Below are 26,037 nucleotides of genomic sequence, written 5' to 3'. Positions count from 1 at the left end.
CGTCAATAACTCTATTTTATAAATCAGCAATAATATCTTTATTTGCAATACTTTTTGAACACTAACACAAAAAAGTCAAAAAGTCATGGCATGAAAACAAGATTTTTACACTTTACTATACTGTTTGGAATGTTATTATCATTCCTCAACCTTTCCGCTCAAAGTACCGTTACCATTAAAGGAAAAATAATGAATGCGGATAATTACGAGCCGATACCTTATGCAAGCATTAAGGTTATGGGTGCAAATAGAGAAATTGGTACGAGTTCCAACGCCCAAGGCGAATATGTCCTTAGCATTCCATCGGAATACAAAAAAATTAAGGTGAGTTCGGTCGGCTTTGAATCTGAAGAATATCCGCTATCCGCTGAAAAAGAACAGACCATTCGTGTTATGCTTTTTCCAGCTAACTCCATTGAAGAAATTGTTATTAAAGCACCAAAACGCGGAAAATATTCGAATAAAAATAATCCAGCTGTTGACTTGATCAGAAAGGTTGTTGAACATCGGGATCAAAACAGGCTTTCTGGCCAAGAATATGCTGAATTCGATCAATATGAAAAGATCAGCCTTGGATTAAGCAATCTGGATGAAAAATTTAAAAACAAGAAAGTATTTAAAAACTATCAATTTTTATTCGAGTCCGACGATACTTCTAAAAACTATGTACTTCCAGCATATATGGAGGAGAAATTCTCCAAAGTTTATTTCAGGAAAAACCCGAATGCAAAAAAACAATATATCCTGGCTGACAGAAAAGCGGAATTTGACCCTAAATTCGTGGACAATGATGGTCTAAGTAAATACTTTAACCGTCTTTATGATGAGATTGAAATCTATGACAACAACATTAGCATATTGACCAATCAATTATTGTCGCCAATTGCTAACTCTGCTCCCACATTTTACAGATTCTATATTACAGATACTATAAAAACGGATAATGAATCTCTAGTTGAACTGAGCTTTTTTCCTAGGAATAAAAATGACCTTTTATTTAAAGGAAAATTGTACGTTACACTGGATGGAAATTATGCGGTGAAAGCAGCTGAAATGACGGTTGCAGATGAGATCAACCTGAATTTTGTACGTGATCTGAATATCGAATTGGGATTTAGTAAAACCAAAGACAATAAATATTATCTGACAAAATCCAGCCTTGGAATTGACTTTGCCATTACGGGCAAAGGAAAAGGAATTAAAGGTAAGCGGGTGGTATTGATCAACGATTACGTGAATGGTCAGTCAAGACCAGACTCCATCTATGCTGTACCGGATCAATACATGGTAACTCCGGAACAAAAGGAAGAGGTAGAAGTAGATAATTCGGAAAGCTATTGGGCAACCTTGAGACCTGAACCATTGAGCAAATCTGAGAAATCGATTTATACGAATATCGATAGTTTACAGAGAATGCCTTCCTTCCGTACATTTATGGATATTTCAGCATTGGTATTCTCAGGATATAAACAAGCGGGACCAGTTGAGATCGGTCCTGTCAATACGTTCTATTCTTATAACCCTGTGGAAGGTTTCCGCCTTCGTGTGGGTGGTAGAACGACCGAGCAGCTGAGCAAAAGATTCTATGCTGAAGGATATGGTGCCTATGGTTTCGAGGATCAGAAATGGAAATATTTCCTTTCCGGAACTTATTCGCTGAACAATAAGTCTATCTATAAATTTCCACAGCACTACCTTCGAGTATCTGCTTCATATGACACCAAAATCCCGGGACAGAATTTAGAGTTCGTTCAGGAGGACAACGTTTTGCTTTCTTTTAAACGTGGTGAAAATATGAGCTACCTGTACAATGAAGTTTATCGACTAGACTATAAGGTTGAATTCAGCAACCACCTTTCCCTGAATGCAGGACTGGGAACATGGAAACAAACTCCTGCCGGAGTATTGTCTTATTCATTGCTTCAGCCAGATGGATCCCATCGGATCATCAACAACCTGCAGAGTACGGAATTCAATGTTGGAATCCGCTATGCTCCGAAAGAGGAATTTTATCAAGGTAAAAATTATAGAACGCCGATTTTCAACAAATACCCAATCATGACCTTCAACTATACGGCTGGTGTGAAAGGATTATTTGGAGGTGAATACAATTACCATAATTTCTCGGCTGGGATATTCAAAAGGTTCTACCTATCCCAATTGGGATATGCTGACGTCAATGTGGATGGTACTTACATCGCCGGAAAGAACCTTCCCTTCCCTGTCTTGAACATCCACCGTGCCAACCAGACTTATGCTTATCAGCTACAGTCCTATAACTTGATGAACTTTATGGAATTTATTTCCGACCATCATGTTTCATGGAACGTACAGTACTATATGAACGGATTTATCTTCAATAAAATTCCATTGCTGAATAAATTGAAGCTGAGGGAGGTGTTTAGTTTCAAAGGTGTTTATGGAGGTCTTCGTGACAGCAATAACCCTAGCCTAAACAACCAGGTTTACGATTGGCAAACTAATAGTGCCGGAGAACAGATGTCCTTTACATTTGGAAATAAGCCTTACATGGAAGCAAGTGCCGGTGTGGCGAATATATTTAAGGTATTAAGGGTGGATCTTGTTAGAAGATTAAACTACCTGGATCATCCTGAAGCTCCGAAATGGGGTGTGAGGGCAAGAGTTAAATTCGACTTCTAACAGGATTTTGGGATTATAGGATGACAGGATCTGGGGAAAGAATTGGTGGATTGGAAGTATTGGTGGGAATGGATGGATTGGATGGATAGAAGGGACTGGTGGAAATGCTGAGGTTATTGGTGGAAAATATTGTTGGGAATAGTGAAGTTATTGGATAGCGAGTGCTGTATGGAATGGGAAATGATCGATAATTTATAAAAAATCCCAGAGGGATGAGATGTCTATAGCCAGGTCTGAAAGGCCTGGAAGAATGTTGGACAATACATCAAAAATCCCAGAGGGATGAGATATTTTAAGCCTGTCTAGGTGTTTGATTTAGAATTTTAGTTTGAATTAGTGAAATAGTTTTTAGTGGTGAAATTGTGGAGAAGGATTGTTTAGTGATGGTTAATAATGTGAGGGTGGATAATTTACCACTGAATGAAAAGCGGGCAATGCCCGCTTTTTTATTGGCTATTTGATATGGGTTATTTGGAAATAGTTTCCATGTCTTACGACATGGAATGAAAGTATTTTGGGTATCGCAGTTTCTGAGGAAAGCAAGAATCTTTATGGAGATGTTTTTAAATGGAAACTGTTTCCTCATCTTGCGATGAGGGATGGCGTATTAAATCCCATTTCTTTTGCTTAAATTAGAATTACCAATATATCAGTTAAGAACAAAGAATTATGGAATAAAATTAAGCCTGTGGTTGCTTACTTATCGTTGTTGCTGAATATTGCATTGACAGGTTCGTGGATTTATGTTTTTCAAAATTCTAAGGATCATCTTGAAGCGACTAGCCGATATGATCGTATTTGGATGATCGATTCTGGGGTATTAATGATAATTGCTATTGTCCTGGCTATTTTTTCTGTAATCTATTTTGCGCGAACCAATGGGTTTCTCAATAAACTTTCAATGGTTATCCAGATCTTATTTATTTGCTGGTTTCTTTTTACGATGATGTAATTATATAGAATTGGAATTTAAATGTGTCTATTAATTTCCTGATTCTTCAAATTAATAATTTCGAATCTTTTTTATGAATTTCCTTGCATAGCAATTGGATAACAATTACTTTTGTTGCGTTATTGATATGAAGATCGCTTGTACACACCATTACTTTATGCATCATCGCCATTGTGGCGATAGATATTAGTATTGGCTTCTACGTGGAGCAAGTAAACCCCAGATTCTTTATTTATTAATAATTTTTTACACTCAACATAAACTCTACATTTTGAAAAATCTCAAAATAGCTATCCAAAAATCGGGTAGATTAAACGAAAAATCTGTTCAATTGCTGAAAAACTGTGGCTTGGACTTCGAAAACTATAAAAGCTCATTAATTACTACCGTCTCCAACTTTAACTTAGAAATTCTATTCTTACGTGATGACGATATTCCAGGATATGTTGAGCAAGGGATTGCTGATCTAGGGATCGTTGGTGAAAACGTAATCGAGGAAACTCTTTCGAATGTGCAATACCTGCAAAGATTGGGATTCGGAAAATGTACTTTGAAATTAGCGATTCCGAAAGATTCTACCATCGACCGACTAGAAGATCTTAACGGCAAATCGATTGCAACCTCCTACCCTAATATCCTTCAGCAATTCTTGGACGAATATAAAATCAATGCCGATATTCAGATGATATCCGGCTCTGTTGAGATTGCTCCGGGATTGGGCTTAAGCGATGCCATCTGTGATATCGTTTCAACTGGGGGAACATTGAAAAGCAATGGTCTGAAACCTTTTGTTGATGTTCGTAACTCAGAGGCTATTTTGATCGGTAGAGAAGGATTGGAAGAAAATCCGATCATCTGCGAGTTATTGCAAAGAATACAATCGGTATTACGTGCTAAGGAGACTAAATATGTAGTCTTGAACGTTGAGAAGAAGAATTTATCACAAATTACGGAATTGTTGCACGGTGTGAAGAGTCCGACGGTTGTTCCATTAGCGGAAGAAGGTTGGGTTGCTGTTCACACGGTTATTTCGGAGGATGATTTTTGGGATAAGATCAACAAATTAAAAGCGGCAGGTGCACAGGGAATCGTGGTTATGCCGATCGAAAAAATTATCATGTAAAATGCTAAAGACTTATCTATATAAAGATTTATCGAAAGAGCAGATTCAGGAATTGGTGAATAGGAATACTGATCCTAATCATGCGATTCAGGATACTGTATTAAATATCATCAATGAGGTGAAGACTCATGGCGATGCAGCCTTGAAGTCCTATGCCAAGCAGTTTGATAAAGTTGAGCTTGAAAAGCTGTTTTTAGGTCAGGAAGAAATCGATGAACTGGCATCAACCATTTCCCGCGATCAGATGCGCGCTTTGGAAATTGCCTTTCAGAATATTTATAAATTTCACCAGACGCAGCTGAAGCGTGAGCGCACGGTTGAAACTATGCCGGGAGTCAAATGCTGGCGTGAGGTTCGGCCTATCGAAAAGGTTGGTCTCTATATTCCGGGTGGATCCGCTGTTCTGCCTAGTACGCTATTGATGCTTGGAATACCGGCAAGGATTGCAGGATGTCGTGAAATAGTTGTTTGTTCACCGCCACAAAACAATGGAAAGATCAATGGATTTGTGGCTTATTGCTTGAAATTGCTAAAGATTGATCGAATTTATTTGGTAGGTGGTGCTCAGGCCGTAGCAGCGATGGCTTATGGCACTGAGAGCATTCCAAAAGTAAATAAGATATTCGGTCCCGGAAACCAATTTGTCACAAAGGCGAAAAGTTTGATTCAGGGATTGACCGATGTGAGTATCGACATGCCTGCCGGACCTTCTGAAGTTTTGGTAATAGCCGATGAGAGCTGTAATCCAGCGTTTGTTGCTGCCGATCTTTTGGCTCAAGCGGAGCATGGCATCGATAGTCAGGCAGTCTTGGTCTGTACATCAGAAAATATTGCCAAAGCTGTTGAGGAGGAAGTGCAAAAGCAACTGGAAGTTTTGCCTAGAAAAGAATTAGCCGAAAAGGCAATGCTGAACTCCTATATCGTAATTGCCGATACACTTCAAGAAGCTATGGATTTCTCAAACTTATATGCTCCGGAACATTTGATTCTAGAAACTGATGAATGGAAGCCTCTTATCAACAAGGTGTTGAATGCAGGTTCTGTATTCTTAGGACATCTTACACCGGAGAGTGCTGGAGACTATGCATCAGGCACCAACCATACCCTACCGACATCAGGATTTGCAAGATCCTACTCGGGTGTCTCAGTAGATTCATTTGTCAAGAAAATTACATTCCAACATATTACTGAAGAGGGACTGCAACAGATCGGTTCGACAGTTGAAATATTAGCGGAATTGGAAGGTTTGCAGGCGCATAAAAATGCGGTCAGCATCCGTAAGAAATAAAAAATCTTATTATAAAAAGAAGCCCCAATTATAGCCTATCATTAGATATTCTATATTGGGGCTTCTATTTTTAAATGTAATTATTTAGAATTATTTTTTCTTCTTTTTCTTGCCTTTGTTATCGTTATCGTCGCCAACAATTTTGTGGTAGATTTCAGCGAATGCGGATTTTAATTTCTTCATTGTTTTTTCACCGCTCTTCTTTGCTTTTTTCGAAATCTTTTCGATTTTGCTTTCTTCTTTTTTAGCTTTTCTCTTCGAAGTTTTCTTAGCTTTAGGCTTTTCTACCTTCGCTTTAGCGGGCTCTTTTTCTTTTTTGCTGTCCTGAGATTTTTTCGCAGACTTAGCCTTTTTAGCATCCTTAGCTTTTACCTCTTTTTTATCGGATTTTTTGGCTTTAGCCTTTTTATCCGGATTTTCCTTAACGGTTTTGTTGTTAGGAACCTCTTCCTTGTATCCAGCTTCTTTTTCGATTTTAGTTTCTTCAACAGGTGAAGGCGTAGTCGCTTTAGTTTCTGGAGCTTTAGCCGCAGGTTTTGCAGCAGGTTTTGCAGCAGGTTTTGCAGCAGCTTTAGCCGGAGTTGCAGCTTTAGGAGCAGGAGCAATTGTCGCTTCTACTTTTGCTGCCGGTTTAGCAGAACTTGCTGGTTTTGCGGCAGTAGCTTTCGATGCAGCAGGCTTCGCAGCAGGTTTAGCAGGTGCTGGTTTAGCAGCAGCGGCAGTTTTAGCTGGAGTAGCCTTTGCAGGAGCAGCGGATGCAGCTTTTGCAGCAGGCGCTTTAGCATCAGGCGCAGCTGAAGTTTTTGTTGCAGTTGTTTTTGCAACCGCAGCAGATGATTTAGCAGCTCTTGCCGATCTTGCAGCAGTAGTTGTCGTTGCCGGTTTAGCAGCTGAAGTTTTTGCAGCAGGAGCAGCAGGTTTAGCGGCAGCATCGCCAGCTACAGGACGAGTTTCTGAGGTTTCGTCACCCCCACTTTTACGAGCACGTGTATTGGATCCTTCACCATCGCCTTTGCTAGGATTCGGTGAATTCTTAGGTTCTTCTTTTTTAGCAGCAGTGGCAGATGCCGAAGCTGCTTTTACTGGAGCTTTTCTTGCCGTTGCTCTCGCCGGTTTAGCCGGACTGCTCTTTTGGTCAGCAGTTGCCGGAGTCGTTGTTTTAGCGTTGTTTTCCTCAGCCATTGTGTATAATTTTAGTATATTTTAGTAATTTGTTTCAACCGCTCCAACCTTTTAAACTATTGTAAAATAGCGAATTGCCCCTTTCGGTACATTCTTCATTCTATTAGCTTGGTATTCTTTATTATTGATTTTATGAATCATAAAATGTTTAGAACGGATGTAATTCTTCACAGAATTATTAATCAAAATAGGTCATAATTTTAACCTATCCTCTTTAGAAACAGTAATATAGCAATTTTGTTTATATAATCCTATCCTGTTAAACTATTTTAGGTTTTTCAAGTCATATTAATTGATTACATTTGTAGCCTATACATAACGGGGTCGACCGGAATTGACAGGATAGCGATGGTTATGTAAGCATGCAGTGCGTTGTTAGTCTAGCACTTTAATCTGAACTTTCAACTTTTCAAATGGCGAAGAAAACTACGCCTTAGCTGCTTAATTTAGAATTAAGATCTAGCTTTTGTCTCGTCAGGCTTTGTTCTACTGCTTGACATCAGAGGCACCGAACTGTAGAACTGGTCCTTGCGATTTTGCTAAGTAAGGACGAGAAACAGCAAATACGGAGAAAGGTATAGGTAAGCGACTCACCTTCCCCTCTCTCGACAATTAAAGAGAAGCTAAGCATGTAGAAATCGTAAATCATACTATGTTTGGACGAGGGTTCGAATCCCTCCGGCTCCACCCGAGGGGATTGAAGACATTTCAATCCCTTTTTTTGTTACTTTCAACAGGTTTAACTCGCTCATTTTCTGTACATTACGATTAAACAAAGGGTTGATTTCGAGAGTTCGATAACTCCCATTTTCGATGATGAGACCCAAATTGAACACCCTTGAAAGTAGCGTACGCTTATCTATTACATTTGATGATTCATAAAGTTTGGATAGGTCCGAGAGCTTATTCAATTCCGAATTCAGGATCTTTTTCAGTCTGTTTTTGTCTTTTCCGTAATCAAACTTATTCAGTTTAAGCGATTGTATTTTTTGTGTTAGATCACTATGCCATCTGGAATAGGTCTCCTGATTAATACTATTATTGATCCATTTCTCCTCGACCGATCGCAAGGATTTTTCAGCTGCCACAAGCTCCTTGTTTCTATTTTCCTTACGCTGTTTTTCTTCTTTAACTTGGTAGTTTAATAGCTCCGTGGCCAGCGTTCGAATATCGGCTATGAGATCATCTGGTAGACTAATTAATTTCAGAATATCATTTAGTTTTTCGTGTGCTTTGATAGCACTGATATTGTTATGCTTTGATGTCAGACGGCACCGGTAATAGTAATAGTATTGCCCTGTCTTTCCCCGTGAGGCAGCTCCGGTCATGAATCGTCCACAATGACATTGCAACAGGCCCCTCAGGGGAATATCCTCATGCAAGGTAACAATCGTCCTTTCCTCTTTACGGAATTTTTCCTGAACTTGGTTCCAGGAATATAAATCGATAATAGGTTCTGCATTTTTTACCGGAAACATTCCACCAGGATTATTCTTCCATGCTTTTACTTTTTGGAAACCACTGTAAAGAGGGTTCTGTAAAATGCGATGGATACATGAGTTGCCCTTATGTGGAAACCCTTGGGATATAGCGATTTCCTGAATCTTATAGATGGGAACATCTTTTAAAAATAATTCATAGATATGGCGTATTATTTGAGCTTCATCTTCCTCGATTACCAACTTCATTTCTCGTTCCTGCCTCATCTTTACGTAACCGTAAGGTGCTGGACCACCATGTATGTATTTCCCTTTAATGGCCTTTGCCGAATAGATACCCCAATTGATATCATTCTGCCTCTTGATGTTTTCCGAATCACCTAATAGAAATTCCAGGCCCATCATAAAATAGGAACTGTGATCGGTAACATCATAGACCATTCCCCGGCCCGCACTGACGATTTTAATACCGTACTCCTTCTGGATTTTCATCACCATATTGATTGCATCCCCTGTGATACGGCTGAAGCGAGTCAATTCAGAGACAATGAGGTAATCAATCTCATGATGGTTCTTTTTTATAAATGTAAATAGGGTTTTTACATCCGGACGATCAAAAGTTTTTGCACTATAGCCTTCGTCCCGGAAGGTATCAATAATTTCAACGTCGGCACTTTCTGTCCACTGCGCGGTAATAAAATCCTGTCGTTCGATACTGTGACGGCTTTGGTCATAGTTACTGAACCTTAAATATCGAATTCCTTTTTTCATAATACGTTGTAAGATGGATTTGTAAAATAATGAATCTTAAATCTGAAATTATCCGCTTTAAATCATTTTTGTAACATGTTAAATTTTGGATTTTTATCATTCAAACTTAAGTTGTTCGATCAGTTCCAAAAAATAGCTTTTTGACCAGATATCGAGTTTTTTGGAATCTGGAATAAACTTAACGATATCTTCCCTGATAGCATCTAGGGATATTGAATTGATACGGTTTCTCAACAGGTTCATTACATCTTCTTTCTGAACAACCGAAGGGCTCCAATCTCCTGTATCCTGGGCTCTGGACTGGAAATGGTCCAGATTAAGTGGAATGCCTTTTCTGATGTACCACTCTAAGTCATACCAATCCCTTCCTTTCACCCTGTTTTGCCATTTTCGAAAGAGAAGGGCATGCATCTTTCCTGCAAAAAGATTAGGTTTGGTAAAGCATTTGACATAAAAAGAGTAAGGTTTGAGTAGCAGTTTCTCTTCCGTTTCAAATCTCAATGGTGGATTTCTGTCGACTTCCAACTTGATCTTCAGACCAATCATACCACCTAAGCCAGCGTCAATCACCGTGCCTTCCAGAATCAGTTCTCGCCAGACAGTTTCTGATTTTAAAAATGCTGAGTCAATGGATGTTCTCTTCGTCTTTTTCTTTTCCTTGATACTTACCTGCATGCCGACATTGGCAAACTCCTCTACAAGTCCTTTGAAATATGGCTCTAAAGAAAACTCGGGATCACGTTGCAATAAGGAAAAATCCAGGTCTTCTGAAAAGCGGTCCAGTCCGTAAAATATACGGAGGGCAGTACCGCCATAAAAGGCGGCTTTCTCAAAGAAACCTGAACGCTGAAGACCAGCTAAAGACACCTCCTGCATAATCTCTCTCAAGGCTGAAAATGCCTGTTCTTGATTTTTTGGCTCATAAGAGGCCAACCATTCCTTTATCATCATATACTAATTGCTTTAATGACCTTTAAAAGCCACTCAAGGCTTTTCCTTTTGGGTGAAAAAACCAACCATTTCTCCATCATCTTAAAATCCAATAATGAAATCTGCTGCTCATCCATCCTTAGGTCCTCAAATAAAAAAGATTCGGTTTGCGGTATGCTTCTCAACAATATGCCCGATGTGAGGATGATTCGATCAAACAGGGCCTTTTCAGGGCTCGCTATGAAAACGGTTTGCCTTTCGGTCAACCTGACACTTTTAATTCCCAGAGAGTAGTAGCTCTCCTGAACATGGTAATACCGAAACCTACCAATCGGAGTCTGGTAATACTTGGCCAATTTAGTGGTACAGGATAACACCTCAAAAACCTTTTCCGGAATCATTCCCCAATACGAAAGTGCAGAATCCGAAGATACGTAACTTGGGCCCCAAAGGTGGTTGGCAATTAATTTATCATTAGGTGGATCCATGTGCAGACCCGGTCCAGGAATATACAGTCCATTCTTTAACGGAATCAAAATTCCTTGCTTGATCATTTCGCTGACCTTATCGTTGGGACGTTGATAGCCCTTCAGAAGGCTCAGAACAATCTGCCGAGTGAGCACCGCCTCACGGAAATTCAATAGGGCATCCTCAATTTTCATGTTAAATATTTATATAAAAATCGGAATAAATCCGATTTAATCAAAATTATTTAACATTTATTTCTCCTTTACAGGTTGATGTCCCCATATACCATAGTCTGTTTCCATATACCGTCTCAATACGTTCTGGACGACTATCTCTGCTATTAATTTAATGGTTTTAAGACGTTCGTTTTCATCCCATTTAGCAGATTGAACACTCCTGTTCACCTTTATATATTCTTTTATCTTATATTTATTCATCACCTATCCTGCCACAAAAAATGCTGCCTTTCCAACATCGACAAGGCAGCATCATATTCTAATTCTCTTTTAATTTCAAAATCCCGTTCTGTTTCAAGACAAACTTATTCGACTCGGTATATTTCGATTGTAAGACGGTTCATATTGAAGGTAACCAAAGCAGTGCAGGTCCATTAAGCATCCATAGTAGGTACTTGATGCCCTGATCTTGGCCTTAGGCATGATTTGCCGTGCATACACTAAGATCGAATCAGGTTTGTCACACTCTAGCCAGAACAACCAAATTGCCGCATATATGGCAATATGGGTCGCTCCTATCCTTCCGTCATTTTGGATCGCTTCCATAAAGTCCTTAAACCGTAAAATACAGACTGACATGTTATTGACCTTAATTTATAGATTGCCCTACCCTTTTCTTCTTCGCGATAGTTTTGCCTTCCCCGGGTTCTTCATCGGTGGCTGCTTTAGATTTTTTGGTCTTTTGCACTTGTTGGCGCTGATCCTTTTCTTGGCTGATATGGTTTTTCAGGTGAACCTTCTTCAGATTCCCATCGTAAATATTCACGGTTTTATATTGTGGATTTGCCTCGATAAAATGTTTACTGTCCTGACCTGAAACGTTTAAGTTTATCGATTGACGGTTTCCTTTTTTTAGTGAATCGATGAGCTCCTCCTTATATGCCGGGTGCTGCAGTTCCTTGATCTGGTGTTTTTCTAGTTCCTTTTCCAGGTCATAACCATAATTTTCATGGTAATGTTTGATCTTGAAATTCCCCTGTGTGTCGGACTCTTTAAAGTCCAGTTGAAGCCAGGCTTTATACGATTCACCCTCCTTATTGAGCAGCTCTTTATGGACCGATCGTCCATCCATCAGGTTATAGGCCTCTTTCATGGTGACAGTATTTCCAAAGTGTACATAAAACTGTTGTTTCAGGGGTTCCTTTTTGCCTTCCTTATGAAGTTCCACCTGGTAGGAATTGAAAAAATACATATCCGTTTCTTTCGACCTGTTGAAGTTGAGCTTGGCCTGCACGAAATCATCCTGATAAGAGGCATCAAAGTTCAGTGAAAAGCTGGGTTTGCCCGTCAAAATCTGTTCCTTTAGTTCGTTTTCAAGGCCTTCACCAAAACCAGTGTACTTTACCTGATCACGCAGGTATTCAAAATTCTTTGTGTTCATATCCTTAAAATTTAGTTGATTAATGTTGCTTTTATTAAATGTCTATTGCCCGTCCTTAACCGAAGGTGCCTACCTCCGCCGAACTCCTGAACCTCCAGTACGAATTCCTTTTTCTCAGGGAGCGTAAATTTGGGAAGAACTGCGATGATCGTATGGGCATGCTGAGCCTGAACTGTTCCTTTCTCTCCTACCAGGCAAACCGGAGATAGTTCGATCTCCTGGATGGCAGTCCGCTTGGCCTGTTTTTTTTCCCGGACAAAGAACCGCAGGCCATCCAGATCATAGCTCACCGTTGATCTGTTTTCAAGGCTAAGAACCGCATAGTATAAATCGCCCTGGATATAGAGACCATTGAGAGTCAGTTGCACACCATATTTTTTATGCTTTGGACCTGCAAAATCAGATTTTAGTTGCCTGACTAGACGGATGTTGTCTTCAATGTCCCTCTCATTGATAGTTTTTCCTTCTACTGGTTTTCGGTTGAAATCATGCTCCGGTACACGGAGGATGGCGTGATTCAGTTTTACCGGATCATCTGCATAGTTGACCAGAAAGGAATGGAACTCACCATCCGCGGTGACTACGGATAGATTGGTCTGCTGGAAATGGGATTTGGCAGCTTTAAGCTGGAGGATATTTTCTACCCCTACCGCTTTCTGCACCAAAATATCCTGGCTCCCCCGATCCACACTTTTTATGGTATATGGAAAGATGATGTTGGTGGTCTTCGTGCAGCTCGCCTCCACGGTTTGAGGAACGATTTCTTGGGAAAAACCGGATATCCCTTGACTGATCATCAGAACTGCTGATAGTAAATAACGATTAATTGTTTTCATAGAACTTATTTTTAATTAATATCTCAATGCAGTATTCTACTGCTTTTGCTGAAGGACCACCTGGTAGCCATCCCTGACGGTCACCCGCACCAGTTTGGCTTTTTGACTCAGGAGGTTCTTGGCAGCGTCCACACCCGAACTGACTACCTGAGCGCCCAAGGAAAGATCGAGACTCCGTAAGTCCAGGCCCTGTATGGTCCGGTCCATTGCGTTTTTGGCGACATCACGATCAATGGATCCCGGAATATAGATCCCCTCAAGACCATCCATATCGTAGAGTTCCAGATCTACTGGAAAGACGGATTGACCTACCAGAATGCTGTTGATGGATACCTGCAGTCGGTCTCCCTGCAATCGCGCCACACCGTTTACAAATTGGTCTTTTGCCAATGGCTGGCCGCCAATAGATACCTTCTGTGTCAGCCTTAACTTAACGGTCGAGCCGTTAACAAGGATTTGAGAACCATGAACGACAGCACGAATTCCCTGCTCGGACTCACCCAGAGCAGAACTGCCAGCAGAGAAGGAATAAAATCCACTTCTCGAGAGTGAATCCTGGGGGCCTAAAAATCCCAGTTCAGCTCCTTTTTCCAAGGCTTTTATCGAATATGAAGCGGGGCGGTGCATCAGGAGGCTATCCCTGATCTTGGCTTGCCGCTGCTCTGGGTTTTGGATTTCCAGGATTTTTTCCAGAATGCCCGATACCTGCTTTAATTCCTGGTCCTCCCCAGAGGGAGAAACCATGCTCTGCATCATTTCATCCAGTTTGTCAATATCGTCCGATAGCTCGCTCTGTGGAAAATCATTCCGCTGGTCCAAAGAAGCATGGGGCCTGGCTTCCTGTTGCTGGAGCTGCTCCTGGAGTAGCGCTAGGCGTTGATATATTTCCCTTTCACGAGATCCTCCGCTATTGTCTACAACTGGCTTAGAGAAATCCGATGGCATTTCATTCGGAGCTATCTGTGCATCGGTCAGCTCACCATATGGATCAAATGAACCGGCAAAAAGGTCCCCCTCAGGTGTAAATGCCTCGGAGTTCCCCAGCATCTCCTGATCCTGTTTTCTATAGAGCTCCATTTTGCTGATCTTCTCATCTTCGTTCACCTGGGCTCCGGGTACTTGTAAGATCAGCTTTCCGCTAGCAGCTTCTTTATCTGTCCCATTATCAATCGAGCCCCCTTCAAAACTCCAGAATCCAAGCGTAATAAAAGGAATGACCATAACCGGAAGCAATAGCCATATTCTCTTCTGCCGACGGACTTCCGCTGCTGATTTTTCTCTTGCATGCATCATGTTAATGTTTGTTTAATTGTGGGTATATTTTTTGTTTATATTTTTTTGGGTTTGTTGTTCTGATATTATTGATCAGTTCCTTCGTCAAAAAAACTAGCCATTTAACGGTTCATTTACTTGGTTCCCTTTGCCCTAGGCTGTCCGCTGCTGGCGGAAAGGATCTCCTTGGTGGATCAGGCGAAAGGGTTGATTTGGTCCCAAGGTGATGAATGGACTTTGGCAGTGCCAATCGAGCGGTATTCCCCCAGAAAAGCTGAACTAGCAGATAGCTATACAAAAGGATCATTAATAGGAAACACACCAATATGCCCTTGATGGAATAGCGCTTCAAATGTTTATAATTACTGATCAGCATTCCATTTCCTGGGAACACCGATGGAAATCTATGTTTAGTTATTCTCTGTACCATGATGGTTTATTTTGTGCAATCAATGCCGCTTTTTGTTGCTCAGCTCTTTGTTTTCAATGGTTTGCCAGCGCTCGATAAGCAATCCATGAGGATTGTTCTCACTCCGGGAAACAATCCGTAGCTCTCCCCCGGTTACCAGCGACCTGACCGTGGTCCTCGTCGAACGGGTGATGATCTGCTTGCCAAAGAAGCGAAAGCGGATAGGTAGCCGTACCATTTCAATGGTAATGCTGTCGATCTGCACTTTCTGGCTTACGTTCCCTGAAACCAAATTCAGATAGAAACCACTTTCCTGCAGATCATCATAGATCCGTTTAGCGCTTTCATCTGCTAAATACAGTGCGCTTCCTATGTTTTCTCGGATAACCTGCTCGTCAGGATCGAGACCAAAGAAGAGCCGGTGAAATCTCGCAACATGGTCTCTGGCCTCCACCGGTATATTTTCTCCCCTTTCGGACGTAAAAGCTTCCAGCGCCTTGCCATCTGCCAGCACATAGATCCGGTCATCAACCCGGGAAACAAGTAAAAAGCTCTTATGCAGCACATAGCAGCTTAGAAAAACACAGCCTAGAATTACCACCGAGGTAAATAATCTGATGTGCTGGAATGCCCTCTCCAGGTTCTTTAACTTTCCGAACATGCTCCTCCCTCCTTATTCATTACCCTTTAACTTCTTGTTCATATAATTCCCTTCATCCGCTCCCCGTTCCTTGAAATACGGTCCGGACTCTCCACGCTCGGACATGCTTTGGCTGATCCGGGAGTAGCTGTCCCCCAATCCGTCGCCTGCCATGCTAACGCCTGCAGCCTGTACTACACTTCTAGAGGATTGGGACAGCATCCTGTTCACTTTTTGCACCAAGGCACTTCCCCCTGAGGCATGGACGATGTAATTGGCTACCGAAGGAACGCAGAAGTAGCCCACAATGCCAATGATCAGGAACACTTGATAGGCCATGCCCGTTCGGCTGAAATAAGTGTCTCCCTGCTCGGCGATCTGGGAAAGATCGATCTTGAGCATGTTTTCCTGGATCTTACCGATGATGCCACCGAAAATATTGGCCACGGGAAGCCATAGGAAAATATTGAGGTATCTGGCAAGCCATACAGTCAGGGTATGCTGGAAGCCGTCAAAGACGGAAATGCCAAAAATCAGTGGCCCCAGAATGGATAGGACCACCAGCTGAAAGGTTCTTAGCGTATTCACGCAGAGCGAAGCAGCCTGAAACAGGACCTGCAAAATCTCACTCATCCACTCCCTGACAGAATTCCTGAAATTATAGGACGCCTTATCCATCGCAAATTTTATATCGTTGCCAATCCCATCCAGAATACCTTCACCGCTGCCATCATCGCCATGGGTATATTTATACCATTCCGCTCGATTACCGTCACCGTGCTCCCCAATGTACATCTGCCAAGCGGAGGTTTTCTTGATCGCTTCCTGTTGTTTTTCCAGTAGCACTTGGACCGCCCGGTCGGAATGCTCCACCATGGCTGAGGTCGCGCGAACCACCGGTTGCATCACGCCGTTGATCAGCGCAAGCACCAGGGGGAAGGCCATAATACAGAAGCCGATCACAAAAGGTCGGAACAAAGGGTAAAAATCGATAGACTCGGCATTGGCGATATGGCGCCATACCCGAGATCCGATATACCACATAGCAGCAAATCCGGCAATCCCCTGACCTACGCCCATCAACTGGCCACATAAGGGCATCATCTCCCGATAGAGCTGCTCGAGTACCTCGTGCATGCTTTTCATTTCCTCGGCAATTCCCTGTGCGTGGGACAAAGCCGGTACAAGTAGACCTATAGAAAGGATTACTCCCCGAAATTTTATCTTTTTCATCTTACTTCCATTTTTGTTCCTTGCCATGGATCTTTCCCATGGATCGGTTACCGTTCATCTCTTTTTTACGCTGAAGATGTAAAATTGAAGCTTCAGTATTGAAATGATCAAGGAAATGGAGCTTTTCTTCCATCTGCCGGTGGATCGCATCGATGCGCGATAAACGCTCATCATCGCCCATCTCCAGGGTCTGTTCGCTCAGGACCAACAGAAGTTCGTTCAGATTGCCAAGCGATAGCCTCAGGAGCCGATCATGGATCCCGCTGATGTGATGGAGTTCCTGCGGGCTAAAAAGCATTGAAGCACGCAGCCCGCTGTATCCCCCCTTGCACTGCTCAACAATACGCACCTGCATATCGATGATCTCAACGATTTTGCGGTACCTGCGGACCGCCGGACTTACCCTCAAGAGTCCATCGAGGAAAGTTCGGTGCAAGGTGAAATTGCCCTCAGACAGATCCCTTACCGTTCGGTAGCCGCTACTGAGTACATCGTAGCCTTGTTTCATCTGCTTCAAAATAGATCTGAACTGTGCTAATTTTTCCACATTGAGCGTTAACTGGACCACTTCACTCGATTGCCCCATTACCGAGCAAACAGAAAATAGGAAAGCGAACAGCGGAACGTAATATTTTACCTTAAATTTCATGTTATTAATACATTAGGTCATTCAATTTGAATAATTCATCAACATCGTTATTTTCCCTTGAACGGTTTATGACCAGCAGCTGGATATCCTGAGAAAACCGTTTCAGAAATCCATGTTGAGCACTTAGTTCACCATGGACCTGCTGTATACGCTGGATGCGCTCATGATCCCCAAGGTTCATTTTACCTTTTTCCAACAGATCCAGCAGACCAAGGAAGGAACCTTCAGATGCTGTCCTCACTCTTCTAGCAACCCGATCGATATAGCTCAGCTCCTGTTTACTGAGCAGTGCATTTTGTTTCACCAACTGTTTTAATGCCGCACATTGGATCAGGATCTCCAGCTCAAGGGCAATAGTTTCCGCGACCCTTGCATAGCGCCGAACAGATGGACTCACTGTCTTCGATGAACCGAAGAATCGGTCATGAAGATTAAATTCACCGCGCTGCAGCTCGCCTACAATACCAATTCCGCTATGTACGATCCGGTAGCCTTTCTTGAGCAGGTCAAAATAGAGCTGGTTCGCTGCGATCTGGGTAAGGAGGTACTCCTTCTGCGTTCTCTTCTGACGGAGCCATTCCTTGAGTGTCTGCGCCTGGCAATTCAGGGACAAAAGCACGGTTAGAACTACTATCGGGGCTTTCAGATACATTTTCTTCTTGTTAAGGTAAACCATATAGTTTCTTTATAATCAACACCTCCTGTTCAGAGCGGGCACGTTGTATACGGAGCAGAATATTCTGCCGGTTGAACCGTCTGAGGTCGTTAAAATTCTCATCGATCCTCACTGAAGCCTTTGCAAGGATCTCCATTCGCTGCCCGTCGGACATCTGCAATGTATAGGACTGGATGATCATCGTCAGCCCATCGATGTTCTTTAGGCTCTCCTCCAACATGCCACTGTACACCTTGGCCATGTAATCCAGTTCCCCTATCGAAAAATGTCCGTCGTGCTGAAGCAATCCCCAGACACGTCTGTATTCCCTGACCATCGCCACCTGCTTTTCGGTCAGCTCCTTTACTTGATGGAACTGACCGATCACGGATTTCACTTTCATCAGGCCTGAATAGTACTTATCAAAAGCTTCCTTTTGCTTTTGCGACCAAAGGGCAATTTCGTCCAGACGGGTTTTTGAAAGGATATTTTCCATTGTTTTCTGCGCTTGCTGCAGCCAGATGGTTTTATTCTGCAGGCGCTGGATTTTCAGGTCCACTGCCTTGACTACTTTTTTAATCGCGCTTCGGATGACTTCCGCTAGCACCAACTGTCCATAGCTTGGTTTAGGAGATGTCGATACAAAAACGATTAACAGTAATAGAATAATTTTAAAGTATTTATTCATAATAAATTACATTATTTATTATTAAGTATCACATTAGGTTTTTATTTTAAAATCAGTGCTTTTTTAGCTCCTGAGCCATTGCTTTTAAGGCCATCTTCACATCCCCTTTATAATGCTCGATCCATTTATTAAGCTGTACCTTCTCGCTCTCTTCGGTCGTATAGACCAGGTATTCTTCAGCAGAGACTTCTGTCCGATACACTTTGCTCAGCGTGCCGCCCAAGCTGATAAATACTTCTTTATATTTTCTCAAAGGATCGTTTGCTTTATTCATGGAAAGGATCAGTGCTCTCTCCTTTTCGGTCAATCCAAGGAGCTGCTGGATCTCCTCAAACCTGTTTTGGTATTTGCTCTGATCCAACAGGATCTTGCAATCACTGTTATTGATGATCGCCTGTTTCACGACTGCAGAAGAAATGATATCTTCCACCTCCTGGGTGACCACAACGGCCTCCCCGAAGAATTTACGGACCGTCTTGAAAAGGTATTTGATATAGGTCGCAAACCCTTCCTTCATCAGGGCCTTCCAAGCCTCCTCGATCAGGATCATCTTGCGAACACCCTTCATCTTGCGCATCTTATTGATAAATACTTCCATGATAATGATCGTCACCACTGGAAAAAGGATCGGATGGTCTTTGATGTTATCCAGCTCAAAAACGATAAAGCGTTCGTTAAGTAGGTCCAGATCCTCCCTGGCATTCAACAGGTAGTCGAATTCCCCACCTAGGTAGAAAGGGCGCAGCACGTACAGGAAATTATCCACATCGAAGTCCTTTTCCTTGACCCGGTCCTGCTCGAGTTCCTTGATAAAATCGTCCCTCAGGAATTCATAGAACGAGTCAAAGCTGGGAAAGACCGATGGAGCCCCTGCTAAAAAGTAATAATATCCCGTAATGGCGTTCGAAAGGGCGACATATTCGGATCTTCTGAAAGACTCATCGTCCTTTTTCCACAAAGCCAAGAGCAGGGTTTTGATGCTTTCCTTTTTTTCGGTATCCAGGCTATCTCCAGCTCCAATATAAAATGGATTAAACCGGATCGGCCGCTCCTCGGTATAGGTAAAGTAATAGCCACTGACCATCTCACAGAGCCCCCTGTAGGAATGACCCACGTCCACCAGGACAATATGGGTTCCCTGCTCGTAGTACGAGCGCACCATATGGTTGGTAAAGAAGGATTTCCCGCTTCCAGAGGGTCCCAGGATAAACTTGTTACGGTTCGTGCATAGGCCATTGCGCATAGGCTCGTCACTGATGTCCACATGCATCGGCCGGCCCGTTTGCCGATCCCCCAAACGCAGGCCCATTGGACTGACCGAATTACGGTAGCCCGTCTCCAGGTTCAGCAGGCAGGCTGCCTGGGCAGCGAACGTATCAAAGCTTTCATTCATCGGGAAATCAGCGCTGTTACCCGGAATGCCGGCCCAGAAAATCTGGGCGGCCCCTACGGTCTCCTCCTTGCAAGGACAGTCGATCTGCGACAGCGCTGAGGACACCCTGTTGCGCACTTCCTGTAGTTGTTCCGGTTTTTCGGTCCAGACCAACACATTGAAATGTGCTTTTACAGGTTGCCGCTGTTGGGCGATGGCTTCGTTCAGAAAATCGTTCGTCGCTTGCCCAGCAATTAGGTTCTGCCGGCTGTAGGCAGCAAGGGACTGCAGTCGCAGTTTTTTGCTCTCCAGTTTTTTTAATGTCCGGCCTGGGTCCTCAATGAAAATATATTGGTTATAGATGTGATTGCAGGGAAGTAGCTGCCCCAATGGTGAGGCAAAACCGATACTGAACTTGCTCAGGTCGGTTGAATACCGCTCATAGGTGAGTCTGCTTCCGCAAAGCGATGGCAGGGAATCCGCATCGCAAAGCGTGTACAGCTGTGCCTGTTTATGCCCGATCTGGATGCCTTGGGAAAAATCCATGTCCCTGAGCCTGAGATCATCGCCGCGATCAGAAAGTGAGCAGTACCGCTCGATCAGACCTTTCTTTTTAAGTTCGCTGCTCAGTTCGGAATTGCCGATCCGGGTGAGCCGAACAAGACCACTTTCTTCCAAGATGCTCACAAACTGACCGCAGGATTCCATAAATTGCTTGTATGATCCCACATCAAGCAGTTCTCTGGGAACCAGGTTCGGACGGATCAGATTGGAAAAAATAGAACTGGAAGGTTTTCTACCTTTAGGTTTTTTGGTCAGCATCAGGTAACAGCGGTGATCCAGATAGGGCCTTTCATGAAAATATCGCCCCGAGGCCTGATCTAGGAAGCTCGGCTCTTGGTCACTATGCTTCTCCCTGTGTTTATCCTCGATAAACCAGTCCTGTTTATGCAGGACAGAGTGGTTTGGCAAGGTACGTATGGCCTTTACCCACGATTGGTGGAACAGCTCAAACTCCATTTCTGAGAGCGTGAAGATTTCCGGCAGCCTCAGTTCAAAGGCTAACGTCAGGTCCCCCATTTTGCTGAGGACACAGTCCTGATCTACTTCCAGAATGGGGAAAACCTTATCCAACGTCTTTTCCATATCACTTGTTTTTATCATCTCTAATGAAGTCAGGGCTTTCAAAACGAAACAGACGTCTTCCCCTGCAGACCACATGTTTCGGCAATTGCTTTTTTGCGAGCGCTTTCATCAGACCAAACTCCCCGTACCGACGGCTGAGCCGATAGACCTGCATGAAAAACAGAGATCCTGATACACCGATGATGGCTACGCAGATCAGTGATGGAATCCCAATAAAATACAGCATGGAGAAAAGGATAACCAGTACAACAACACCAATTCCCAAGTACCCAATATACTGCGCCTTCAATCCACGAAACTCAATGGATAGATTGACTCCCTTATTGATTTTATAAACCTGGCTGGCCATCGCTAATTGACATTGAAAAAGGTTTTGATGACCGTGGTTACCAGCACTAGGAACACACAGCTCCCAAACCATGCAGCGGCAACCTTTCCGGTATCCGGATCGCCGTTATTCCACTTTTGGTAGACCTTTACTGCGCCGATCAGGCCCAATAGGGCTCCAACGGCGTACATCAACTTCGTTCCAGAATCAAAGTAGCTCCTGACCATATTGTTCGCCTCATTGATGCCCGCAACGCCATCCTGCCCATAGACCAGTACCGGCAGGAGCCAGCTGCACAGAACAAGGACAGATACCTTCCTATATTCGTGCTGACATCCAACTGTCTTTACCTTCACCATATCCGTTCAATCTTTGATTTTTAAAATCCAATACCATAAAGCGGTATGTCCCGGCCGTCAACAGCCCATACTCCTACATCCCGATTGCCCTAACGCTGATGGTCGGACGGGGGGACATCCGCTAAATCATCATACCGCACCTTTCCACATCGCATCCAATTCATCCACATTGGGTATAATGACCTGACAACGCTCACATTCTGAAAGGATAAACTCGTTCAGCGTGTCCCTCAACCCCAGATCATGGAGTGAGGGAAACCTGCTGAGTACCGACCTGATTTCCTCAAAGAGCTGTTTTGACCCATGCTCTGCGGAAGTCTTGGATCCCAATAACCCGCGCAGATCTTTGGCAAACCGCTCAATCGGTTCTCCCAGGGGAATGGAATCTTCAAATTCCCTTTCCGCTCGAAGGTCCGATGGGACTGTATCGGAACTTTCCTTTTGTGTTTCTGTGAATGCTTCATCCCCACCTTCAAGCTCATAGCGAGTTTTGAAAAGTGAAAGCATTTTCGTGCGGTACAAGATGACCACAACCGTTAAATAATAGAGGATGATCATCGCGGAGACGACCTTGATATAATCCATCCATGAGATATCCTTGAGCATATTTTTATACATTTAATCCAACATTTTCGCTACCCCTCAATCCTTGCAGAAATAAGCTTATTCAAAGGAACGGACTCTGAAGGCTTGACAAAAGGACAACTATCGCTTTGTTCCCTTTCTGTTCCCTGTTCCCTTTCCATATTGTTTCCAGAGCGACATTTTAATCATTTACTCCCTGGAAAGAATTCTGCCATGAAGTCCGGACTGCGGGTCGGAGGCGGAACAAAAAATTCCGGCATAAACACTGTCCTGGGCTCCTTCCCATCCTTTATTCCGTTGCTTTTTGCCCTTGCTCCCCTTAATCCGCACCAGATGCCATAATTCATTCCATTCGTAAACTTAAAATTGAAAACTATGGAAACTCAACAAAATCAACAGGATTGGCAACAGGTTGCCGAAGTACGGATATCTTACCAAAACCCAGTTCGACCTTCCCAAAGACCGAAGCTCACCTCTTCCAAAGAGGTTTATGCCCTATTGCTCACCTGTTGGAATGCAGAAAGGATAGAGTATGCCGAAGAATTTAAGATTCTATTGCTCAATACAGGAAATAGGGTGTTAGGAATCTATCAAGTTTCTGCAGGTGGTATTGATGCCACCCCGGTGGATGCCAAGGTCATATTTACCGCAGCCCTCAAGGCGAATGCCTCAGCTTTGATCCTGGTGCACAACCACCCCTCGGGAAACCTGGTTCCCAGTGACCCTGATATCCTGCTCACAAAGAAGATCGACCAGGCAGCACGGTTGCTGGACATCCGCGTACTGGACCATCTGATCATATCTCCAGATGGTTATTATTCCTTCAAGGATTCCGGAAGGCTATAATTAAACATGCTCTTAGGGCCTAAGGCTTATTGGCTAGTAGCTCAATAAGCCTCTTTTTATGGAATTGGATAATTCACAACTTAAAATCAACCTCGATGTGCATGTATAAATAAGGTTAACTTTCAACTTAATGGTAGTTCAGTTGACGGGTCATGTTGATTCGGCCAGTTTGAAAGTTATGTCCAATGATCCGGTCATTACTCCCCCTCCTTCAGTAAGTTTAGGGGTAGGAATCTATCTGCAGGTAAAACGGGGGAATCGGAAGGTATTAGCTGTTTGGATCAGTACTTAATCGAGATGCAGCAAGTAGGGGGATAATAGCAGATTTCAATAACTTTGGATCTTTTCGATCATCTTCTGCAGCAGGCCCACAGCAACCTGTCGGTCCCTATCTTCTGGAGAGTACGCTTTGCTGCGGACCGCTCCATAGGAAAGATTTTCCTTGCGGTCGGTACTTAGGAATGGGATGATTTGCCGAAAGACCGCGTTCATGGATTTGGCTCCAACCAATCTGCTTTCATCCATGGCACGCAGGATTAGCGCAAGTTGGTCAGCGGAAAGGTTGCAGGTAATTTTCTCCATACACCGCTGCTTGGCCCTCGCACCATCATGAAGGCCAATATCCGGCTCTTTGTTGTCTTCAGGAGATATATACCTTTCGATAACCTGTTCCAACAACCCGATCGTTCGGTTTTTTCTAATGCCGTTCAACCTTGAGGTTTTTTTTAGTTTCAGCAGGTATTTCCCGAAGGATTCCATAAAGGGATCCCGCTCATTGGGGGCCAATTTTTCTATCCCCCTTTTAACCCTTTCGAGTAACCTGCTCAGGTACAGCCCATCCCGATAATCCAACAGGATCAGGTTCGCATCGACCCAGGTTAGCGGTGGGTGATGGATAGTCTGGGGGGCATGCTGCTTAAACCTTTCCATAAAGTCTCTCAGTCCCTTTAACATTTTATAGCTGGGGTTTTGTTCCAGCTGTTTACTGAGGATCATTTTGAGCAAATCGATCGTATCTCCTCCATTGTTCGGAAGGTCCTCCTGAGCGTGTTGAAAAGACTCATCAAGCTCTCTTCTGAATGCTGTTAGCATCCGTGTACTCAAGGGATCTTCTCCATTCAAATGCTGGGAAAACCGTTCATCGATCTCCGCTAAGAATGCCTCGAAAAGATTGATCCATTCGATAAGCTTTTCTTTTACGCCGGTACGTTCAACTTCCTTTGAAAGGTTCCCCAGCATATAAAATATGGTATTCCGTACCTTACGGAATTCCCTTTCAAATTGGTTTTCCTTCTTTCGTAGAAAGTACATTCGTTGGATGGATCTTGCGGTTTGGGCCAGTATTTCCGAAAGTGAAGTATCCTCAAGTGCACCACCATCCGCACACATTGAAGCAGAATCGTACCACCCATTCAGTGCCTTCAATTTTTCCGTTAAGTCCTTTACCATAATCACCGAAATGCATGAACAATTATTTCCTATCGTCAATCATCCCTATGCTCAGGCCTGAGGAAGGTTCAATCGACCGGCCAGCCCATCAATGCAGCCATCCAAATGGTTGAAGAAATGGATCCTCTCCTTTTCCGAAAGCTTGCTCAGGCAACTGGACTTGTTCAATACGCCACGGATCCAATCAATGGTTTCGGTAACGTACCTCATGTCCAAGGTCGCAATGCTATTGATGGTATAGAGCTTGACCGATACGGACTGCTGGCCATCAAATCGGCACAGCATCTGGCTTATGCCCAGGTTCACGGGCGATAGGTAGAGGTCAAAGTGTACTCCCTCGTGTTTTTCCTGCCCTTTGGTCCTTCTTTTTAGATTGGTTATGAGATGGCCGAGCTGCTCCAGTAGCAGGCCAATGCTATCCTGATTCCGAAAGCTGCCGATGTCATGATGGTATTCCAGGAGTTCCAGGATTGGCCCGATGGTGCCCCTTGACCAGATTTCCCTGGAAGGGATCCTGCAGTAGGCTTCATGTAGGTTTTGGAAAACAGGTTCCAGGTGCTGCTTTTTGAGTTCATATACAAAATCCTCATAACTGACCCCAAGGTTCAGCACTGCCTGGTTCCATGAGTAGAGCTTAAAGTAGGTTAGCTCGGCAAATTCCATAAAATGGAAGATAGGGACGTCGTCGGCACAGAAGATGATCTCCTTTTGCTCGCAGGAAACCATGTACTGAAGTTGGAGAAGCAGCTGGCCGATATACTGGGTATAGTTAAAGCTGTCCTGATGGTTGAGGCTCGTGTGCTTGAATACTACATTGTGCCGGTCACTAAGCAGGTACCTATCCAGGGAAATACCATAATGGCGGCAGAGCGTCTCCAATTCCCCTACCGTGAGCTGCACATCACCACGCTCCCTGCGATAGACCGCATCCCTGCCCAGGTGCAGCAATTCTGAAATTTCCTTTGACCAGGCGGCCGGATTGGAAATCCTTGAGCGAATTTCCTCAAATAACAATTTTTGAATATCCATAACTGGAAAATTTAGGTTCAAAAACTAGACGAATTCGTAAAATATAAATTAATAATTAAAATCACAATATTTTTGCTGCATTGGTTAACAAATATTTTATTCAGTTAAAT

25 protein-coding genes and 1 other RNA gene are annotated in these 26,037 nt (G+C 43.3%); 6 read left to right on the top strand and 20 right to left on the bottom strand.

Translation table 11 applies throughout. The features are described 5' to 3' along the window. The first annotated feature begins 90 nt into the window (after positions 1–90). From E0Y80_RS14655 to hisD, 3 genes are all read left to right on the top strand, one after another. Positions 91–2,661, top strand: a complete 2,571-nt coding sequence (locus E0Y80_RS14655) for a DUF5686 and carboxypeptidase-like regulatory domain-containing protein (protein ID WP_156308421.1) — start codon at positions 91–93, stop codon at positions 2,659–2,661. Between the two features lie 1,223 nt (positions 2,662–3,884). Next, positions 3,885–4,736 carry an ATP phosphoribosyltransferase gene (gene hisG, locus E0Y80_RS14650; protein ID WP_156308420.1) on the top strand — a complete coding sequence of 284 codons (852 nt, stop codon included), beginning with the start codon at positions 3,885–3,887 and terminating at the stop codon, positions 4,734–4,736. A gap of 1 nt (position 4,737) precedes the next feature. After that, positions 4,738–6,024 carry a histidinol dehydrogenase gene (gene hisD, locus E0Y80_RS14645; RefSeq protein ID WP_156308419.1) on the top strand — a complete coding sequence of 429 codons (1,287 nt, stop codon included), beginning with the start codon at positions 4,738–4,740 and terminating at the stop codon, positions 6,022–6,024. Positions 6,025–6,114: 90 nt separating this feature from the next. Here hisD and E0Y80_RS14640 read toward each other — a convergent pair whose 3' ends face one another. After that, entirely contained in the window at positions 6,115–7,206 is a 1,092-nt protein-coding gene (locus E0Y80_RS14640) for a transcriptional regulator (protein ID WP_156308418.1), read from the bottom strand. A 320-nt stretch (positions 7,207–7,526) separates the two neighbouring features. Between E0Y80_RS14640 and ssrA the strand changes: the two genes are divergently transcribed. Continuing rightward, positions 7,527–7,896: a transfer-messenger RNA gene (gene ssrA, locus E0Y80_RS14635) on the top strand. Here the strand turns inward: ssrA and E0Y80_RS14630 are convergent. From E0Y80_RS14630 to E0Y80_RS14550, 17 genes are all read right to left on the bottom strand, one after another. Then, positions 7,857–9,416 (bottom strand): recombinase family protein, encoded by a 1,560-nt coding sequence (locus tag E0Y80_RS14630; protein WP_156308417.1) that lies wholly within the window; start codon positions 9,414–9,416, stop codon positions 7,857–7,859. The genes ssrA and E0Y80_RS14630 overlap by 40 nt on opposite strands. Before the next feature lie 96 nt (positions 9,417–9,512). Next, positions 9,513–10,367: a nucleotidyl transferase AbiEii/AbiGii toxin family protein gene (locus E0Y80_RS14625; protein WP_231596058.1), complete on the bottom strand. Its 855-nt coding sequence runs from the start codon at positions 10,365–10,367 to the stop codon at positions 9,513–9,515. Beyond that, positions 10,364–11,008, bottom strand: a complete 645-nt coding sequence (locus tag E0Y80_RS14620; RefSeq protein WP_156308416.1) for a type IV toxin-antitoxin system AbiEi family antitoxin domain-containing protein — start codon at positions 11,006–11,008, stop codon at positions 10,364–10,366. Before E0Y80_RS14620 ends, E0Y80_RS14625 begins: the two co-directional genes overlap by 4 nt. Positions 11,009–11,065: 57 nt before the next feature. Continuing rightward, positions 11,066–11,251, bottom strand: coding sequence for a hypothetical protein (locus E0Y80_RS14615; protein ID WP_156308415.1), 186 nt, complete (start codon positions 11,249–11,251; stop codon positions 11,066–11,068). Positions 11,252–11,639: 388 nt separating this feature from the next. Further along, entirely contained in the window at positions 11,640–12,431 is a 792-nt protein-coding gene (locus E0Y80_RS14610) for a hypothetical protein (RefSeq protein ID WP_156308414.1), read from the bottom strand. 11 nt (positions 12,432–12,442) lie between these two features. After that, the gene (traN, locus tag E0Y80_RS14605; RefSeq protein WP_156308413.1) at positions 12,443–13,267 is read right to left on the bottom strand and encodes a conjugative transposon protein TraN; all 825 of its coding nucleotides are present in this window, start codon (positions 13,265–13,267) and stop codon (positions 12,443–12,445) included. A gap of 36 nt (positions 13,268–13,303) precedes the next feature. Further along, complete coding sequence (gene traM / locus E0Y80_RS14600) at positions 13,304–14,560, bottom strand: conjugative transposon protein TraM (RefSeq protein ID WP_156308412.1); 1,257 nt, start codon at positions 14,558–14,560, stop codon at positions 13,304–13,306. Between the two features lie 109 nt (positions 14,561–14,669). Then, positions 14,670–14,969, bottom strand: coding sequence for a hypothetical protein (locus E0Y80_RS14595; RefSeq protein ID WP_156308411.1), 300 nt, complete (start codon positions 14,967–14,969; stop codon positions 14,670–14,672). Between the two features lie 19 nt (positions 14,970–14,988). Continuing rightward, on the bottom strand, positions 14,989–15,609 hold the full coding sequence (gene traK, locus E0Y80_RS14590; RefSeq protein ID WP_156308410.1) for a conjugative transposon protein TraK: 621 nt from the start codon (positions 15,607–15,609) through the stop codon (positions 14,989–14,991). Between the two features lie 12 nt (positions 15,610–15,621). Next, positions 15,622–16,821 (bottom strand): conjugative transposon protein TraJ, encoded by a 1,200-nt coding sequence (traJ, locus tag E0Y80_RS14585; protein ID WP_156308409.1) that lies wholly within the window; start codon positions 16,819–16,821, stop codon positions 15,622–15,624. A 1-nt stretch (position 16,822) separates the two neighbouring features. Then, positions 16,823–17,470, bottom strand: coding sequence for a TerB family tellurite resistance protein (locus tag E0Y80_RS14580; protein ID WP_197091613.1), 648 nt, complete (start codon positions 17,468–17,470; stop codon positions 16,823–16,825). A 4-nt stretch (positions 17,471–17,474) separates the two neighbouring features. After that, complete coding sequence (locus tag E0Y80_RS14575) at positions 17,475–18,146, bottom strand: hypothetical protein (protein WP_156308408.1); 672 nt, start codon at positions 18,144–18,146, stop codon at positions 17,475–17,477. Then, positions 18,133–18,813, bottom strand: coding sequence for a conjugal transfer protein TraI (locus tag E0Y80_RS14570; RefSeq protein ID WP_156308407.1), 681 nt, complete (start codon positions 18,811–18,813; stop codon positions 18,133–18,135). Before E0Y80_RS14570 ends, E0Y80_RS14575 begins: the two co-directional genes overlap by 14 nt. 52 nt (positions 18,814–18,865) lie before the next feature. Then, on the bottom strand, positions 18,866–21,331 hold the full coding sequence (locus E0Y80_RS14565; RefSeq protein WP_156308406.1) for a TraG family conjugative transposon ATPase: 2,466 nt from the start codon (positions 21,329–21,331) through the stop codon (positions 18,866–18,868). A 1-nt stretch (position 21,332) separates the two neighbouring features. Continuing rightward, positions 21,333–21,680 carry a DUF4133 domain-containing protein gene (locus E0Y80_RS14560; RefSeq protein ID WP_156308405.1) on the bottom strand — a complete coding sequence of 116 codons (348 nt, stop codon included), beginning with the start codon at positions 21,678–21,680 and terminating at the stop codon, positions 21,333–21,335. Positions 21,681–21,682: 2 nt separating this feature from the next. Beyond that, positions 21,683–22,018 (bottom strand): DUF4134 domain-containing protein, encoded by a 336-nt coding sequence (locus tag E0Y80_RS14555; RefSeq protein ID WP_156308404.1) that lies wholly within the window; start codon positions 22,016–22,018, stop codon positions 21,683–21,685. A 129-nt stretch (positions 22,019–22,147) separates the two neighbouring features. Next, entirely contained in the window at positions 22,148–22,525 is a 378-nt protein-coding gene (locus E0Y80_RS14550) for a hypothetical protein (RefSeq protein WP_156308403.1), read from the bottom strand. A 453-nt stretch (positions 22,526–22,978) separates the two neighbouring features. Here E0Y80_RS14550 and E0Y80_RS14545 point away from each other — a divergent pair, with 453 nt between their 5' ends. Both E0Y80_RS14545 and E0Y80_RS14540 read left to right on the top strand, forming a co-directional pair. Then, positions 22,979–23,449 (top strand): JAB domain-containing protein, encoded by a 471-nt coding sequence (locus E0Y80_RS14545; protein WP_156308402.1) that lies wholly within the window; start codon positions 22,979–22,981, stop codon positions 23,447–23,449. A gap of 130 nt (positions 23,450–23,579) precedes the next feature. Next, entirely contained in the window at positions 23,580–23,741 is a 162-nt protein-coding gene (locus E0Y80_RS14540) for a hypothetical protein (protein WP_156308401.1), read from the top strand. A 35-nt stretch (positions 23,742–23,776) separates the two neighbouring features. Here E0Y80_RS14540 and E0Y80_RS14535 read toward each other — a convergent pair whose 3' ends face one another. Together E0Y80_RS14535 and E0Y80_RS14530 are read right to left on the bottom strand one after the other, a co-directional pair. Then, positions 23,777–24,937, bottom strand: a complete 1,161-nt coding sequence (locus E0Y80_RS14535; protein ID WP_156308400.1) for a hypothetical protein — start codon at positions 24,935–24,937, stop codon at positions 23,777–23,779. A gap of 12 nt (positions 24,938–24,949) precedes the next feature. After that, positions 24,950–25,927, bottom strand: coding sequence for a helix-turn-helix domain-containing protein (locus tag E0Y80_RS14530; RefSeq protein WP_156308399.1), 978 nt, complete (start codon positions 25,925–25,927; stop codon positions 24,950–24,952). Positions 25,928–26,037: the final 110 nt, after the last annotated feature.

The organism is Sphingobacterium endophyticum, assembly GCF_009733535.1.
In the GTDB taxonomy this organism is placed as follows: Bacteria; Bacteroidota; Bacteroidia; order Sphingobacteriales; family Sphingobacteriaceae; genus Sphingobacterium; species Sphingobacterium endophyticum.
The sequence above is the reverse complement of the archived record's forward strand: the minus strand, read 5'-3'. Positions and strand labels throughout refer to the sequence as shown.

Excerpts from the sequence above, each read along its gene's own strand:
- E0Y80_RS14655 (WP_156308421.1), top strand. The coding sequence starts at position 91 with ATGAAAACAAGATTTTTACACTTTACTATACTGTTTGGAATGTTATTA.
- hisD (WP_156308419.1), top strand. The coding sequence starts at position 4,738 with ATGCTAAAGACTTATCTATATAAAGATTTATCGAAAGAGCAGATTCAG.
- E0Y80_RS14640 (WP_156308418.1), bottom strand. The coding sequence starts at position 7,206 with ATGGCTGAGGAAAACAACGCTAAAACAACGACTCCGGCAACTGCTGAC.
- E0Y80_RS14630 (WP_156308417.1), bottom strand. The coding sequence starts at position 9,416 with ATGAAAAAAGGAATTCGATATTTAAGGTTCAGTAACTATGACCAAAGC.
- E0Y80_RS14625 (WP_231596058.1), bottom strand. The coding sequence starts at position 10,367 with ATGATGATAAAGGAATGGTTGGCCTCTTATGAGCCAAAAAATCAAGAA.
- E0Y80_RS14620 (WP_156308416.1), bottom strand. The coding sequence starts at position 11,008 with ATGAAAATTGAGGATGCCCTATTGAATTTCCGTGAGGCGGTGCTCACT.
- E0Y80_RS14615 (WP_156308415.1), bottom strand. The coding sequence starts at position 11,251 with ATGAATAAATATAAGATAAAAGAATATATAAAGGTGAACAGGAGTGTT.
- E0Y80_RS14610 (WP_156308414.1), bottom strand. The coding sequence starts at position 12,431 with ATGAACACAAAGAATTTTGAATACCTGCGTGATCAGGTAAAGTACACT.
- traN (WP_156308413.1), bottom strand. The coding sequence starts at position 13,267 with ATGAAAACAATTAATCGTTATTTACTATCAGCAGTTCTGATGATCAGT.
- traM (WP_156308412.1), bottom strand. The coding sequence starts at position 14,560 with ATGATGCATGCAAGAGAAAAATCAGCAGCGGAAGTCCGTCGGCAGAAG.
- E0Y80_RS14595 (WP_156308411.1), bottom strand. The coding sequence starts at position 14,969 with ATGGTACAGAGAATAACTAAACATAGATTTCCATCGGTGTTCCCAGGA.
- traK (WP_156308410.1), bottom strand. The coding sequence starts at position 15,609 with ATGTTCGGAAAGTTAAAGAACCTGGAGAGGGCATTCCAGCACATCAGA.
- traJ (WP_156308409.1), bottom strand. The coding sequence starts at position 16,821 with ATGAAAAAGATAAAATTTCGGGGAGTAATCCTTTCTATAGGTCTACTT.
- E0Y80_RS14580 (WP_197091613.1), bottom strand. The coding sequence starts at position 17,470 with ATGAAATTTAAGGTAAAATATTACGTTCCGCTGTTCGCTTTCCTATTT.
- E0Y80_RS14575 (WP_156308408.1), bottom strand. The coding sequence starts at position 18,146 with ATGGTTTACCTTAACAAGAAGAAAATGTATCTGAAAGCCCCGATAGTA.
- E0Y80_RS14570 (WP_156308407.1), bottom strand. The coding sequence starts at position 18,813 with ATGAATAAATACTTTAAAATTATTCTATTACTGTTAATCGTTTTTGTA.
- E0Y80_RS14565 (WP_156308406.1), bottom strand. The coding sequence starts at position 21,331 with ATGGAAAAGACGTTGGATAAGGTTTTCCCCATTCTGGAAGTAGATCAG.
- E0Y80_RS14560 (WP_156308405.1), bottom strand. The coding sequence starts at position 21,680 with ATGGCCAGCCAGGTTTATAAAATCAATAAGGGAGTCAATCTATCCATT.
- E0Y80_RS14555 (WP_156308404.1), bottom strand. The coding sequence starts at position 22,018 with ATGGTGAAGGTAAAGACAGTTGGATGTCAGCACGAATATAGGAAGGTA.
- E0Y80_RS14550 (WP_156308403.1), bottom strand. The coding sequence starts at position 22,525 with ATGCTTTCACTTTTCAAAACTCGCTATGAGCTTGAAGGTGGGGATGAA.
- E0Y80_RS14545 (WP_156308402.1), top strand. The coding sequence starts at position 22,979 with ATGGAAACTCAACAAAATCAACAGGATTGGCAACAGGTTGCCGAAGTA.
- E0Y80_RS14540 (WP_156308401.1), top strand. The coding sequence starts at position 23,580 with ATGGTAGTTCAGTTGACGGGTCATGTTGATTCGGCCAGTTTGAAAGTT.
- E0Y80_RS14530 (WP_156308399.1), bottom strand. The coding sequence starts at position 25,927 with ATGGATATTCAAAAATTGTTATTTGAGGAAATTCGCTCAAGGATTTCC.